Origin of the sequence: Fodinicurvata halophila, from assembly GCF_042651425.1 — a bacterium.
In the GTDB taxonomy this organism is placed as follows: Bacteria; Pseudomonadota; Alphaproteobacteria; order Kiloniellales; family DSM-21159; genus Fodinicurvata; species Fodinicurvata halophila.
Genome location: NZ_JBHSCW010000003.1, coordinates 364,065 through 378,853 on the forward strand (window position 1 = coordinate 364,065; position 14,789 = coordinate 378,853).

The 14,789-nt window shown below is 61.0% G+C and carries 11 protein-coding genes and 1 tRNA gene; 10 read left to right on the forward strand and 2 right to left on the reverse strand.

Translation table 11 applies throughout. The features are described from left to right. The first annotated feature begins 32 nt into the window (after positions 1-32). Positions 33-1,511 (forward strand): D-alanyl-D-alanine carboxypeptidase/D-alanyl-D-alanine endopeptidase, encoded by a 1,479-nt coding sequence (dacB, locus tag ACFOW6_RS06520; protein ID WP_382421537.1) that lies wholly within the window; start codon positions 33-35, stop codon positions 1,509-1,511. A 245-nt stretch (positions 1,512-1,756) separates the two neighbouring features. After that, positions 1,757-2,797 carry a lipid A deacylase LpxR family protein gene (locus ACFOW6_RS06525; RefSeq protein WP_382421538.1) on the forward strand — a complete coding sequence of 347 codons (1,041 nt, stop codon included), beginning with the start codon at positions 1,757-1,759 and terminating at the stop codon, positions 2,795-2,797. 6 nt (positions 2,798-2,803) lie between these two features. Here the strand turns inward: ACFOW6_RS06525 and uvrA are convergent, their stop codons facing one another. Continuing rightward, positions 2,804-5,668 (reverse strand): excinuclease ABC subunit UvrA, encoded by a 2,865-nt coding sequence (uvrA, locus tag ACFOW6_RS06530; RefSeq protein WP_382421539.1) that lies wholly within the window; start codon positions 5,666-5,668, stop codon positions 2,804-2,806. A gap of 194 nt (positions 5,669-5,862) precedes the next feature. On the opposite strand from uvrA, the gene ssb reads away from it, so the two are divergent. From ssb to ACFOW6_RS06560, 6 genes are all read left to right on the forward strand, one after another. Further along, positions 5,863-6,372: a single-stranded DNA-binding protein gene (gene ssb, locus ACFOW6_RS06535; protein WP_382421540.1), complete on the forward strand. Its 510-nt coding sequence runs from the start codon at positions 5,863-5,865 to the stop codon at positions 6,370-6,372. Positions 6,373-6,386: 14 nt separating this feature from the next. Then, on the forward strand, positions 6,387-6,854 hold the full coding sequence (locus ACFOW6_RS06540) for a GNAT family N-acetyltransferase (RefSeq protein ID WP_382421541.1): 468 nt from the start codon (positions 6,387-6,389) through the stop codon (positions 6,852-6,854). Between the two features lie 285 nt (positions 6,855-7,139). Next, positions 7,140-9,920 (forward strand): DNA gyrase subunit A, encoded by a 2,781-nt coding sequence (gene gyrA / locus ACFOW6_RS06545; RefSeq protein ID WP_382422096.1) that lies wholly within the window; start codon positions 7,140-7,142, stop codon positions 9,918-9,920. A gap of 12 nt (positions 9,921-9,932) precedes the next feature. Beyond that, positions 9,933-10,490, forward strand: coding sequence for a pantetheine-phosphate adenylyltransferase (gene coaD, locus ACFOW6_RS06550; RefSeq protein ID WP_382421542.1), 558 nt, complete (start codon positions 9,933-9,935; stop codon positions 10,488-10,490). Between the two features lie 65 nt (positions 10,491-10,555). After that, positions 10,556-10,631: transfer RNA gene (locus ACFOW6_RS06555), tRNA-Lys, on the forward strand. A 327-nt stretch (positions 10,632-10,958) separates the two neighbouring features. Continuing rightward, positions 10,959-11,474: a MarR family winged helix-turn-helix transcriptional regulator gene (locus tag ACFOW6_RS06560; protein WP_382421543.1), complete on the forward strand. Its 516-nt coding sequence runs from the start codon at positions 10,959-10,961 to the stop codon at positions 11,472-11,474. Positions 11,475-11,486: 12 nt separating this feature from the next. On the opposite strand, the gene ACFOW6_RS06565 is transcribed toward ACFOW6_RS06560, so the two are convergent. Further along, positions 11,487-11,978 carry a copper chaperone PCu(A)C gene (locus ACFOW6_RS06565; RefSeq protein ID WP_382421544.1) on the reverse strand — a complete coding sequence of 164 codons (492 nt, stop codon included), beginning with the start codon at positions 11,976-11,978 and terminating at the stop codon, positions 11,487-11,489. A 222-nt stretch (positions 11,979-12,200) separates the two neighbouring features. Here ACFOW6_RS06565 and ACFOW6_RS06570 point away from each other — a divergent pair, with 222 nt between their 5' ends. Then, complete coding sequence (locus ACFOW6_RS06570) at positions 12,201-13,133, forward strand: bifunctional 5,10-methylenetetrahydrofolate dehydrogenase/5,10-methenyltetrahydrofolate cyclohydrolase (protein WP_382421545.1); 933 nt, start codon at positions 12,201-12,203, stop codon at positions 13,131-13,133. Positions 13,134-13,277: 144 nt separating this feature from the next. Beyond that, positions 13,278-14,765 (forward strand): NADP-dependent succinate-semialdehyde dehydrogenase, encoded by a 1,488-nt coding sequence (gene gabD / locus ACFOW6_RS06575; RefSeq protein ID WP_382421546.1) that lies wholly within the window; start codon positions 13,278-13,280, stop codon positions 14,763-14,765. Positions 14,766-14,789: the final 24 nt, after the last annotated feature.

Here is a 14,789-nt window from a genome sequence, read left to right on the forward strand (position 1 = left end):
ATGAGGGCAGACGGCAAAGTGGTGAAGTCGGCATGTTTTCCAGAGAAATTTTCCGGACTGTCTTCGGCGCGATCTGCGTTCTGCTGCTGTTTGACCCGGCTCGTGCGGAGAACCTGCCTGCGCTTTCTTCCCTGCAGGAGCAAGGCGCTAGCGTTTCAGGCGCTGTAGTGGATCTGGAGGAGGAGCGTCTTCTGGCTGAACTTTCACCGGGCCGTCCGTTGATTCCCGCTTCGATAACAAAGCTCTATACGGCAGCCCTGGCACTGGAAACCTGGGGACCGGATCATCGCTTCGAGACCAGGATCATGAGTTCCACGCCGCTGACGAAGGGCAGCGTTCAGGATCTGATCTTCCTTGGTGGCGGGGACCCCGCGCTGACGGACGAGGACCTCTGGAAGATGGCCAGAGCCTTGTCGCGTACGGGCTTGAAGAGAGTGCAGAGGGATCTGGTCATCAACAATTCGCGTTTCGGCGATGTGGCCTGCAATGTGCGAGATCGCTGTGAAGCCGAGCGGAGTTCGCGCAATGCCTATGACGCTCCTCTGTCCTCGGCCGGAAGCAACTATGCCAGCTGGAGTGTCGCCGTGGAGAGAGATGCTCAGCAAAGCGGGCGGGTTCTGACGCGGCTTTATCCCTATGAACTGCCGGAGGTTGCGGTGCAGGGACGGATCGAGAGCGGTCCGGGGAGCACCCTGAGCGCCAGGCGTTCGACGGTGGCGCAAGGCCGGGATGTCATAGAGCTGTCGGGAAGCCTGCCACATGGACGGGACGGGCGAATGCTCTATCGCTCGGCCGGGGATGCGGAAATGCAGACCGGTCATATGCTCCGGGCCTTCCTGCGCCACGAGGGAATCTCCGTCGAGGGCAGCATTCGTACCTCACGGACCCCTCCGGAAAATGCGGTACAGCTGGTGAACCATCGCGGCGATTCCCTGGGCAGACAGCTGGCCGCAATGATGCGCTACAGCAACAACTACATGGCGGATATCCTGCTGCTGAACCTGCATGCGGAAGCAGGTGGGCAGGTGCCTTTCAGCGTGGACCGGGCGGCACTCGATCTGCAGGACTATGCGCGCAGGATCGCCGCGGCGGACAACGACCCTCTTCCCCAGGCCCCGGACAGCCTGCTGCTGCGTGACGGCAGTGGCCTGGACCCTGACAACCGGCTGTCCGCCTCTGCCCTGACAAGTCTGTTGCACTATCTCTATGAAGAGCGTCCGGACGTGTTTCCAGCCTTCCTGAACAGTCTGAGTGTTCCGGCCTATTCCAGTGGATCCAGTCTCAGGAACCAGGATTCCGATTGGCTTTATCGCATTTCCGGAAAGACCGGAGGTCTCAGCGAACCTGTATCGGTCACGACACTGGCCGGATACCTCCGATTCAAGGATGGGGGGTGGGGGGCCTTTGCCTTCCTCGTGAATGGTGCCCCAGGCCAGCCGCTTCCAAGACAAGCGGTGTTCGAGGCCATGCGGCGGGATCTCTCCCGCTACTGGCAGGGCGCGCAACCCTAGCCCCGGAGGGGGAGCGCTATTGCAGGTTCGGCATTTGCAAGAAGGCGGGCAACCATCGCTCGATCGGCCAGCCCAGGGTTACTGGCTTTGATGTGTAGAACGCGGAGCAGATGGCCTACAACGCATGATCCGACGACCAGGAATCATGCAACTTTTGTCATAGGCTGTTCCCTTGCTGTACCGTTCCGTTCGTTCTATGCGTGAACGGGCTGTTTTACGGACCAAAATCCAGGGGGATGTTCAAGGTGCGGAAGAGAATGGTAACGGCCCTGATTGCGGGGTTCACGGTCTTCACTTTCTTCCCCCCTGTTCTGGGGCAGGACGACCGGACCGCGGAGGAGGAGCAAGAGAACAGGGAAACGGGAACCTTTACCCTTCAGCTGGAAAACGATCGTGCTGCCGGCACGGATCGTGATTACACCAATGGTTTCAGGTTCGAGTACCTGTCTGCGGAAAAGCAGGGCAGCCATTGGGCCCGCAGCCTGATCGAGGCCATCCCCCTGCTGAACTACGGAGATCGTCTGCGCTACAGCGTCGCGTTCGGACAAAGCATCTTCACGCCGCGCGACACGCAGGAATCCGACGTTATCAAGGGTGACAGGCCTTATGCCGGCTGGCTCTATGGTAGCCTGGGGGCCATCGCCTATGATGAGGACTATGGCCTGTTCCAGACGGTGGCGCTGGATGTGGGCATGATCGGCCCCGCAGCCCTGGGACGCCAGGTTCAGAACACGACGCACCGTATCCTCGATATTCCCACGGCCAAGGGCTGGGACCACCAGTTGAACAACGAACCGGGGTTCATTCTCAGCTATGAGCGCAAATGGCGGGAGTTCCACTATAAACCGGATCCGGAGGGACGATTTGGCATCGACATGATGCCACACGTCGGAATCTCCCTGGGCAATGTCATGACCTATGGGGCTGCAGGAGCTTCCATGCGTGTCGGCTTTGATCTTGCCGATGACTTCGGCCCGCCGCGCATACGTCCCAGTCTGCCGGGCTCAAGCTACTTCAAGCTGAATGACCGTTTGAGCGGCTATCTTTTTGCCGGTATCGAAGGACGCGGGGTGGCACGGGACATCTTCCTGGACGGCAACACCTTCACCGACAGTCACAGCGTCGATCGTCGCTGGTTCCATGCCGAGGCTCAGGGCGGCCTTGCGCTGAGCTATGGGCCGGTACGGTTGACCTATACGCAGGTCTGGCGCTCCGCACAGATCCGCGACCGCGATGTCTGGGATTCCTTCGGCTCCGTGGCCCTGTCGGTGCGTGTGCCCTTCTGAGGAAGCTCAGGCGCGCTGCAAGTCCTTGAGGGTTGGCAGATAGGCGCGCAGGTATTCGCCTGTAAAGCTGCCAGGGGTTTGGGCGACATCCTCCGGTGTGCCCTGGGCAATGATGCGTCCCCCGCCGTCGCCGCCCTCGGGGCCCAGGTCCAAGAGCCAGTCGGCGGTCTTTATCACTTCCAGATTGTGTTCGATGATGACCACCGTGTTGCCCTGGTCCACCAGCGTGTGTAGCACCTGGAGCAGATGGCGCACGTCCTCGAAATGCAATCCCGTCGTGGGCTCGTCCAGGATATAGAGGGTCTTTCCCGTGGAGCGCTTTGCCAGTTCGCGGGAGAGCTTGACGCGCTGTGCCTCTCCGCCGGAGAGGGTGGTGGCGGCCTGTCCCACTTGGACGTAGCCCAGACCCACTCGTTCCAGCGTTTCCATCTTGCCGCGGATGGAAGGGACGGCCTGGAAGAAATCCCGTGCTTCCTCGACGGTCATTTCCAGTACATCGGCGATCGACTTGCCCCGGAAAGTGATCTCCAGGGTCTCGCGGTTGTAGCGTCTGCCCTTGCAGACGTCGCATTCGACGAAGACGTCCGGCAGGAAGTGCATCTCGATCTTGATGACGCCGTCGCCCTGACAGGCTTCACAGCGACCGCCCTTGACGTTGAAGGAGAAGCGTCCGGGCTTGTAGCCACGGGCCTGGGCCTCCGGCAGGCCGGCAAACCACTCGCGGATCGGCGTGAAGGCCCCGGTGTAAGTGGCAGGGTTGGAGCGCGGCGTGCGGCCGATGGGCGACTGGTCGATATCGATAACCTTGTCGAGAAATTCCAGCCCCTCGATTCCTTCATGAGGGGCTGGCTGCTCGCGGCTACCGTTCAGGCGACGGGCAAGCGCCTTGTAGAGCGTGTCGACGGTCAGGGTCGATTTCCCGCTGCCGGATACGCCTGTAACGCAGGTCAGGGTGCCGAGCGGGATTTCCGCATCCACCTGCCGAAGATTGTGACCGCTAGCACCCCGCACCACGACCTTCTGGTTCCTGTGACCCTTGCGCCGCGTTGCGGGCACCGCGACCTGACGCAGGCCCGTGAGATACTGACCGGTCAGGCTTTCGCTGGATTGCATGATCTTTTCGGGCAGTCCGGCCGCCACCACCTGTCCGCCATGGTTGCCGGCGCCGGGACCCATATCGATCAGGTAATCCGCACTCCGGATGGCTTCCTCGTCGTGCTCGACCACGATCACCGTATTCCCCAGGTCGCGAAGGCGTTTCAGGGTCTCCAGAAGGCGTGCGTTGTCCCGCTGGTGCAGGCCGATGGAGGGTTCGTCGAGGACATAGAGGACGCCCGTCAGGCCGGAACCGATCTGCGAGGCCAGGCGAATACGCTGGCTCTCGCCTCCGGAAAGCGTGCCGGAGGCACGCGACAAGGTCAGGTAGTTGAGGCCCACGTCATACAGGAAATTCAAGCGTTCGCGGATCTCCTTGAGGATGCGCTGGGCAATCTCGCTCTGCTTGTTGGTCATCCGGCTTTCCAGATCCCGGAACCACTCGTACGCCTCGCCGATGGAGAAATCCGCCACTTCGCCGATATGCCGACCGTCGATCTTGACGGCCAGGGCTTCCGGTTTCAGGCGATAGCCGTTACAGGCATCGCAGGGATGGCTGGCACGATAGCGTTCGATCTCCTCGCGCACCCAATCGCTGTCGGTTTCCCGCCAGCGTCGTTCCAGGTTCGGGACGACCCCCTCGAAGGGCTTGTTGGTTTCATAGCTGCGCAGCCCGTCGTCGTATTTCATGCGCACAGGCTCCGCACCCGTGCCGAAGAGGATGGCCGTACGGGCTTCTTCGGGCAACTCGTGCCAGGGAGCCGTGATCGAGACGCCAAGGTGGCGCGCCAGGCTTTCCAGTGTCTGCTGATAATAGGGGGAGGAGGAGTTGGCCCAGGGTGTGACCGCGCCTCGCAACAGGCTCTTCGAGGGCTCTGCAATGACCAGGTCCGCATCGACGAAGGACATCTTGCCCAACCCGTCACAGCTCGGACAGGCACCGAAGGGGTTGTTGAAGGAAAACAGTCGCGGCTCGATCTCATCGATGGTGAAGCCCGAAACCGGGCAGGCAAAACGTGCCGAGAAGGTTTGCCGCTCGCCGCTGTCCGCGTCTTCGGTGAAGGCCAACCCGTCGGCCAGGTTGAGGGCCGTTTCGAAGGAATCGGCGAGGCGGCTTTCCAGTCCTTCACGCACCACCAGGCGATCGACCACCACTTCGATGTCGTGCTTGAGCTTCTTGTTGAGAGCGGGCGCATCCTCGATCTCGTAGATCTCGCCGTTGATCTTGACGCGCTGGAAACCCTTTTTCTGCAGTTCCTGGAGTTCCTTGCGGTACTCGCCTTTGCGGCCGCGCACGATGGGTGCCAGCAGGTAGAGGCGAGTGCCCTCGGACATCGCCATCACACGGTCGACCATCTGGCTGACGGTTTGGCTCTCGATGGGCAGGCCGGTGGTCGGGGAGTAGGGGATGCCGGTCCGTGCATACAGCAGGCGCAGGTAGTCGTAGATCTCGGTGACGGTACCGACCGTGGACCGCGGGTTCTTCGAGGTCGTCTTCTGCTCTATGGAAATGGCCGGCGAAAGCCCCTCGATGGAATCCACGTCGGGTTTCTGCATCAGCTCCAGGAACTGTCGCGCGTAGGCAGAAAGCGACTCCACATAGCGCCGCTGTCCTTCCGCATAGATGGTGTCAAAGGCCAGGGAGGACTTGCCCGAACCGGACAGGCCGGTGATCACCACCAGGCTGTTGCGCGGCAGCTCGACATTGATGCTGCGGAGGTTGTGCTCGCGGGCACCGCGTACCTCGATTTTAGGATCTGGGAGTTCTGCGGACATAAGTGACGGCGTGCTGAGGATTGTCGACCTGCCCAATATAGGTAATGATCATGAAATGACGAGCGCTAGCTAACGTGAGGGGCGGAGATTTATCAAGCTGTTTGCTGGATTGCCACGCGCGGGGGTGGTATCGGGGAAATTGTACGGATAAGCTGTGCCGCTCCATGGCGAAGTATTGAGAGGAAAACAGGCAGATGGCAGGAAGCGTGAACAAGGTTATGCTGATCGGGAACCTGGGTCGGGACCCGGAAATCCGTTCCATGCAAAATGGGGGGCGTGTCTGCAACCTGGCACTGGCCACGTCCGAATCCTGGAAGGACCGGCAGAGCGGGGAGCGGCGCGAGAAGACGGAATGGCACCGCATCGTGATCTTCAACGAGAGCCTCGTTGGTGTCTGTGAGCGGTTCCTGCGCAAGGGCTCCAAGCTCTATATCGAAGGCCAGCTGGAAACCCGCAAGTATACGGATCAGTCGGGATCCGAGCGCTATACGACCGAAGTCGTGCTGCGGCCCTATCGCGGGGAACTCACCATGCTCGACAGCCGCACCGGCGGAGGCGACACCGACTTCGGAGGAGGTGGCTACGGTGGTGCCGGCGCTGGCGGTGGCTCTTCCGATTACGGTTCCGGCAGTGGCTATGGATCCGGGAGCGAGGGCAACGCACCCTCGGGGCCCGGCGACCTGGACGACGAGATTCCCTTCTAGATCCGGAGCAGGCCATGGAGATGATTTGGAGGAGTTTCGACCTGCTGAGCCGCGATCAGCTCTACGAGCTTCTCCGGATCCGCTCCGATATCTTTGTGGTCGAACAGCAGTCGCCTTACTGCGACGTGGATGGGCTGGACCGGGAGGCGCTCCATCTGCTGGCCTATGATCGCGGCAGCGAGTTCGGCGGAGCACGACCGCTTGCCGGTTATCTGCGGCTCCTGCCGCCGATCATGGCCGGCCCGGCCCCCGTACTGGGCCGGATTGCCGTGCGCCCGGCTTTTCGCGAGCAGGGATACGGGCGAGCAATGGTGCAGGAAGGCCTGTCGGAGGTCGAACGCCGCTTCAGGCGACAGGCCATCAAGCTATCGGCCCAGACCCACCTCTGCACCTTTTACGAGGCCTTCGGGTTTCAGTCCAACAGCCCCCCCTATGACGATCATGGCGTTCCCCATGTGGACATGATCCGGCCGGCCGGCTGAAAAGCGGCGTTTTCCGCGTCTGTGTGTTTGTAGGGGGGCGGGCTATCTGCTAATCTCGCCTACAGAATCGCGGCTGGCGATCAGCCCTTGATTTTCCTTTGTTTTTCCTATCCAGAGATTGCGATTTTGAGCGATATAGATGATAGCGTGAGCGCGGCTGCGGAAGAGTCCGGAAAACTGCAGCCTGAAAGTGAGGGCGGCGGCGCCGGAGATGGCGCGCCCCCGATTCCAGGTGGCATCGGCGGGGGTGGTGAAGGCATAAGTCCCGTCACCATCGAGGAGGAGATGCGGCGGTCCTACCTGGACTACGCCATGAGCGTCATCGTCTCGCGCGCTCTGCCGGATGTGCGTGACGGCCTGAAGCCTGTTCATCGCCGTATCCTCTATGCCATGAAGGAAGAGGGCTACGACTGGAACCGGCCCTACCGCAAATCGGCGCGTATCGTCGGTGATGTCATGGGTAAGTATCACCCGCACGGCGACAGCGCGATCTATGATGCCATGGTGCGCATGGCGCAGGACTTCTCCATGCGCCGGCAGCTGGTGGACGGGCAGGGGAACTTCGGTTCCATGGACGGAGATCCTCCGGCGGCCATGCGTTACACCGAAGCCCGTCTTACCCGGGCGGCCAGCGAGGCCCTGCTCGAGGACATCGATCGCGAGACGGTTGATTTCCAGCAGAACTACGATGAAACCACCTACGAGCCGACGGTTCTGCCGGCCCGCTTTCCCAACCTGCTGGTCAACGGGGCCGGGGGCATTGCCGTCGGCATGGCCACCAACATTCCGCCCCACAACATGGGCGAGGTGATCGACGCCTGCTGCGCGCTGGTGGACAATCCGCAGATCTCCGACGAGGATCTGCTGCCGATGGTGCCGGGGCCGGATTTCCCGACCGGTGGAATCATTCTCGGACGCGCCGGCATTGCCTCGGCCTATCGGACCGGCCGTGGCTCGGTGGTGATGCGCGGGCGCACCCATATGGAGGCATACGGCAAGGATCGCGAGGCCATCGTGATCACCGAAGTGCCCTACCAGGTGAACAAGGCCCGCATGCTGGAACGCATCGCCGAGGTGGTGCGCGAGAAGATCATCGAGGGCGTTTCGGAGATTCGTGATGAATCCGACCGGCACGGATTGCGGGTGGTGATCGAGCTGCGCAAGGACGCCATGTCCGATGTCGTGCTCAACCAGCTTTTCCGATATACGCCCCTGCAGACGTCCTTCGGCGTGAACATGCTGGCGATCAGCGGCAGCCGCCCGCAGATGATGACCCTGCGCGAGGTGCTGACCTCGTTCATAACCTTCCGCGAGCAGGTGATCACCCGGCGCACGGCCTATGAGCTGGGCAAGGCGCGCGAACGAGCTCATGTCCTGGTTGGCCTGGCGATTGCCGTGGCCAACATCGATGCCGTGATCGACCTGATCCGATCCGCGCCGGATCCCCAGGCGGCACGAGAAGCCTTGCTGGCGCGTGATTGGCCCGCGAGCGAGGTTTCGGCCCTGATCGACCTGATCGATGAGCCCGGATATGTGGTCTCGGAAGACGGGACCTATCGCCTCTCCGATGCCCAGGCGCGCGCGATCCTGGATTTGCGCCTGCAACGGCTGACCGGCCTTGAGCGCGACAAGATCGCCGAGGAGCTGCATAGCCTGGCGGATCGGATCAAGGACTACCTGAACATCCTGACATCGCGCGAACGCCTGATGGAGGTCTTGCGCGGCGAGCTGGTGGATACGCGCGATCGGTTCGCGGATGAACGCCGCACCACCATCGAGGACAGCGAGTTCGAACATGACATCGAGGACCTGATTCCTCGCGAGGACATGGTGGTGACCGTCACACATGGCGGTTACATAAAGCGGGTTCCTCTCTCGGCCTATCGCGCACAGCGCCGGGGCGGACGAGGACGTAGCGGCATGTCCACACGCGACGAGGATTTCGTTTCGCGGCTCTTCGTGACGGACACGCACACGCCGGTGCTGTTCTTCTCGTCCCGCGGCATGGTCTACAAGATGAAGGTCTATCGCCTGCCTCAGGGAACGCCGCAGTCCCGCGGCAAGGCGCTGGTCAACCTTCTGCCCCTCGAGGAGGGGGAAACGATCACTGCCTTCATGCCGCTGCCTGAGGATGAGAGCACGTGGAACGATATGTTCGTGATGTTCGCAACCTCCTCCGGCACCGTGCGCCGCAATCGGCTTTCAGATTTCACCAACGTTATGGCAAACGGAAAGATTGCCATGAAGCTGGCACCTGAGGATGGCTATCTGGTCGGGGTTGCGACCTGCAACGAAGACTCCGACGTGTTACTGGCCACCGCGGCCGGAAAGGCGATTCGCTTCCCGGTTACGGACGTGCGCGTCTTTTCCGGACGCAATTCCACGGGAGTCCGCGGGGTGCGTCTTGGGCGGGACGACGAAGTGATCTCCATGTCGATCCTGCGCCATGTGCAAGCCAACAGCGAGGAACGGGACGCCTACCTGCGTCATGCCTCGGCCAAGCGTCGGGCGGAGATCCAGCAGGACGAGAGCAATGGCGACAGGAGCGAGGATGTTCCGGCAGAGAATTCATCGCTGCAATTGAGCGAGGCCAGACTGGCGGAACTGGGAGCCAACGAGGAATTCATTCTCTCCGTGTCCGATGACGGGTACGGCAAGCGGACTTCGTCCTATGAATACCGCGTGGCCGGCCGTGGCGGACAGGGCATTGGCAACCTGGACCTCTCCCGCTCGGGGGGGAGTGAGGCCCGGGTGGCTGCTGCCTTCCCGGTCTCCTTGGAGGATCAGATCATGCTGGTCACCAACGCAGGCCAGTTGATCCGTACCTCGGTCGACGGCATCCGCATGGCGGGCCGGACGACGCGAGGGGTAACGCTCTTCCGCATGGGCGAGGGCGAACATGTGGTGTCGGTCGCGCATCTCCAGGATCTGGACAGCGAAACCGAGGAGGAGGCCGAAGCCGAAGTCGAAGAGGCGGCCGAGGCGATGGCTGAGCCGGAAGCGGAGGTCGACGACGAGGCTCCGACGGGAAGTGACGACGGCGACACGGACAGTTCCGAGGTCTGACGAGAGGCGCGAATGGCGGAAGCAGGAGAGGGGGCGGGCCCCCTGATCGGGGTCTATCCCGGAACATTCGACCCCATTACACTGGGCCATGTCGATATCATTCGACGCGCGACCAAGGTCGTGGACCGTCTGGTCATCGCAATCGCCCGAAATGATGGTAAGGGTCCGCTGTTCAAGACGGACGAGCGGGTGGCGCTGGTTCGCGAAGAGGTCGCGGCACTGGCTTCCAATGGGGGCAGCAACGGAATCGATATCGAGGTCCTGGCCTTCGACGATCTACTGATGCATTTCTGCGAGAGGCTTGACGCCCGGGTTATACTGCGCGGCCTGCGTGCGGTTTCGGACTTCGAGTACGAATTCCAGATGGCCGCCATGAACGCCCGGCTCAATCCGCAGATCGAAACGGTCTTCCTGATGGCTTCCGAGCGCCAGCAGTTCATTTCCTCGCGTTTCGTCAAGGAAATCGGTCGTTTAGGGGGAGATATCACCTCTTTCGTGACCCCTTCGGTGGCGCTGGCCTTGCAGCGTCGTTTTGCCGAGGAGCGCGGCGAAGGTTCCCAGCCAGTCTGAGTGTTTTTTGGGCGTCTGGACAATTGACCACCGGGGGCAAGCCCCCTATGTTCCAGTCCCCGAGAGGGCCCGTAGCTCAGCTGGTAGAGCAACTGACTTTTAATCAGTAGGTCACAGGTTCGAACCCTGTCGGGCTCACCATTTCCCTCCGGTCCATTCCGATCACATGGTTCACGCTTTATTCCGGAGAGCTTCCAGGAATAGAACAGAATCCCTGGTGCGTTACTGATGTCGGGGCCTGCTCCAAGACCTCTGGGGCGACACTTCCCGCCATAAACCAAGCCGTGTTCTTTTGAACGAGAACAGGTGAATGCCGTTCGCGGATGGCATGACAAGCCCGAACTCCCTGCTCCGGATGCTTTCCAAAAGGCGGTCAAACGAGTGGAACACGCAATTGGTGCAAGAAAAATATATCACATACATGCCATTTAAGCTTAAAATCCTGCTGCATTTGAGGGGAGGGCGCGAATGGAAAGTGATCTTTCCGGTACCAAGGCGGCGGACAAGAACATAGCGAACAAGGAGCCTGGGAGAACTGCCGGAAGTTCCGTGGCCCTTTGGCCCAGCCTCATGGCGTGTCATAACCTGATCAGCGGCGAAATCCGCCTGCGTCTGCGCCGCAAGTATTCGCTCACATTGCCGCGCTATGAACTGATGGCGCAGTTGAATGCTCAGGAAGAGGGGCTGTCCATGGGGGAACTCAGCCGCCGCCTGATGGTGTCGAACGGGAATATTACGGGGATTACCGACCGACTGGTTTCCGAGGATCTCGTCGTTCGATACTCACTGCCCAGCGACAGACGCACGCATTATGTGAAGCTTACGCCGAAAGGGCAGGAGATTTTGCAGGCGATTTCAAAGTCCTACAATGAATGGCTTGAGGAATTTCTTGAAGGTATCGGTCCGGATCAGGCAGGCGAACTGGACAGGCTTCTGCGCCTTCTGCGTCATTCCGTGAACACCCGGATCAACCTGGCTCCCTAGGGTACAATATCCTCAGTCGTGCGTGTGCTGCTGCGGCTCGGGATCGGGCGCGGAGGTGCCAACGCCTTCCACCACAACTTCGACTTTCAGGTTTCCTGCCTGCTCGAAGGTCAGGGTCAGGGGGAAGGAGTCGTCTTGTTGCAGAGGAGCCTCGAGGTCGAACAGCATCAGGTGGTGACCGCCGGGCGCCAGTTCGGTTGTTCCTTTGGCCGGCACGTCAATGGCCTCCACCTGGCGCATGCGCATGACGCCGTCTTCATGCCTGTGCGTGTGAAGCTCGACCTTTTCCGCAATCTCGGAGCGGGCCGAAAGCAGCTTGTCGGACGTATCGGCACGATTATGAATGGTCAGGAAAATCGCCCCGGTTTGCGTGCGTCCCGCACTGTCGCGGGCCCAGGGCTGGTCGACCTGCAGGTTGCCCAGTGTGAAATCCTGTGCCTGGACCGTCACCGCGGCGAGGAGAATACTGCCTGTCAGTGCCGACTTGAAGAAGTTCCTGTTCATCGTCTTGATATTCCTGCTGAAATGAGGGTTCAGTCATTACCTGGTACCAGGGTAGGGGCAAGCCGTCGTGACCTCTTGACGTGCTGTCCTGGGCAGCGTCAGAGCCATGTCAGGTATATAGCTGTAGTTCGTCCATGAAGCCACGGTGGAAATCATGGTAGAAGGTGGCTTCGAGACTGATACCCCTGCCGCTTCAGTTCAGGTTTGCTCGGGACAAGGATTATGACAGTCGCATTGCAGGAAGACATGAACAGCCAGAGCCGGCATAAGATACTCGACGGGAAGAAGCTGGCCCGGGAAATCCGCGAAAGCGTGGCGGATGAAGCGCGCAAGCTGGAGGGAGACGGCTGGTCCCCGAGGCTGGTTTCCATCGCCGTGGGCGATACCGATGCGGCCATGCTCTATATCCGCAACCAGCGGCGCGTGGCGGAGCAGACGGGTATTGCCTTCGAGGAGCGTTTCTATTCCGAGAAGGTGACGCAGGAGGAAATGCTGGCGGCCATCCGCTCGCTCAATGCCGATCCCAGGGTCAGCGGGATTATCCTGCAGCGTCCAGTGCCGAAACATCTTTCGATCAAGCAGTTACAGTCCAGTATTCATCCCCTGAAGGATGTGGAAGGCATGCATCCGGCCTCGATCGGCAATATCGTGTACAACGAACTGGCGCTTGGGCCCTGCACCTCGGTGGCCTCGGTGGAACTGCTGAAAGCGACGGGCCTCAATCTCGAAGGCCTGGAAGTCGTGGTGATCGGGCATTCCGAGATCGTCGGCAAGCCGATCGCTTTCCTGCTGATGAGCGAAGGCGCGACGGTGACCGTCTGTCATCACATGACGCGGAATCTCTCGGTTCACTCGCGCCAGGCCGATGCCGTCTTCGTGGCCGTCGGCAAGCCGCAACTGATTACCGGCTCCATGATCAAGCCGGGGGCGGCTGTTATCGATATCGGTATCAACCAGGTGAGCGAGCCGGAGGGCTCGACGCGAGTCGTGGGTGACGCCGACTATGAAAGCTGTCAGGAGGTTGCCGGATGGATCACGCCGGTGCCCGGCGGTGTCGGGCCTGTGACCGTTTCGATTCTCATGCGCAATACCCTGACGGCGCTCAAGTTGCAGCGGCAACACTACGAGGCGCAGTTCGGGCGTGAAATGATCTGAGGCAGAATGTATGCGTGGAACTCATTTCCCCGTGTCAGCCCGATTCCCGACAGCGGATAGGGCTTTTCCCGGCGCATCATGGTTCCCATCTGTGCTAGGAATTCCAGTATTCGACATCCGACAAGACCATAAGGGAGACCTATCATGTCCGCAGTAAGTGCCGCAGAGAAAACCTCTGCGCCGCAGTTGAAAGACGCCAAGCTTTTCCGCCAGCAGGCCTATGTCGATGGCAAGTGGATCGACGCGGACAACGGCGGTACGACCGAGGTGACGAACCCCGGCACTTCGGAGGTGCTTGGTACGATTCCCAGAATGGGATCTGAGGAAACGCGCAAGGCGATCGAGGCCGCGAACAAGGCGTGGCCGGCCTGGCGCGCCAAGACCGCCAAGGAACGCGCCGCGATCCTGCGCAAGTGGTATGACCTGGTGATGGAGAACCAGGATGACCTGGGCCTCCTGATGACCATGGAGCAAGGCAAGCCATTGACCGAGGCGCGGGGCGAGATCGCCTATGGCGCCTCCTTCATAGAGTGGTTCTCCGAAGAGGCACGCCGCATCTATGGGGACGTGATCCCGGCGCACCAGTCCGACAAGCGGATCATGGTCATCAAGCAGCCCATCGGTGTCGTGGCCGCCATTACGCCGTGGAACTTCCCGAATGCCATGATCACCCGCAAGGCAGCACCGGCGTTGGCGGCGGGTTGTCCGATGGTGCTCAAGCCCGCCGAACAGACGCCCTATTCGGCCCTGGCACTCGCCGAGCTGGCGGAACGGGCCGGCATTCCGGCCGGTGTCTTCAACGTCGTCACCGGCAAGGCCTCGGACATCGGCGGCGAGATGACGTCGAACAAGACGGTGCGCAAGCTGTCCTTCACCGGTTCCACCGAGGTCGGCAAGCTGCTGATGCGCCAGTCGGCCGACAGCATCAAGAAGCTCTCGCTGGAGCTGGGGGGCAATGCCCCGTTCATCGTCTTCGATGACGCCGACCTGGATGCGGCCGTCGAGGGTGCGATGATGAGCAAGTTCCGCAACACCGGTCAGACCTGTGTCTGTGCCAACCGTATCTATGTGCAGGACGGCGTCTATGACGCTTTTGCCGCCAAGTTCGCCGAGAAGATCAAGGGCCTGAAGGTCGGCTATGGCATCGAAGAGGGTGTCTCCCAGGGACCGCTGATCGACCAGCCCGCTCTGGAGAAGGTCGAGGAGCATGTCTCCGACGCCGTTTCCAAGGGTGCCGAAGTCAAGGTTGGCGGCAAGCGCCACGAACTTGGCGGAACCTATTTCGAGCCAACCCTGATGACCGGCGTCACACGCCAGATGAAGGTGGCCGAGGAAGAGACCTTCGGTCCGGTCGCGCCGCTCTTCCGCTTCAAGAGCGAAGAGGAAGTGCTCGAGCAGGCCAATGATACACCGTTCGGTCTGGCGAGTTATTTCTATGCCCGGGATGTCGGACGCATCTGGCGTGTCGGCGAGGGCCTGGAAACCGGCATTGTCGGTGTCAATACCGGCATCATTTCCACGGAAGTGGCGCCCTTCGGCGGCGTCAAGGAATCCGGCCTGGGGCGCGAGGGCTCCAAGTACGGCATCGAGGACTTCCTGGAGATGAAGTATCTCTGCGTCGGCGGCGTTTGAACGCTGCCGCGTGGACTCGGGCGG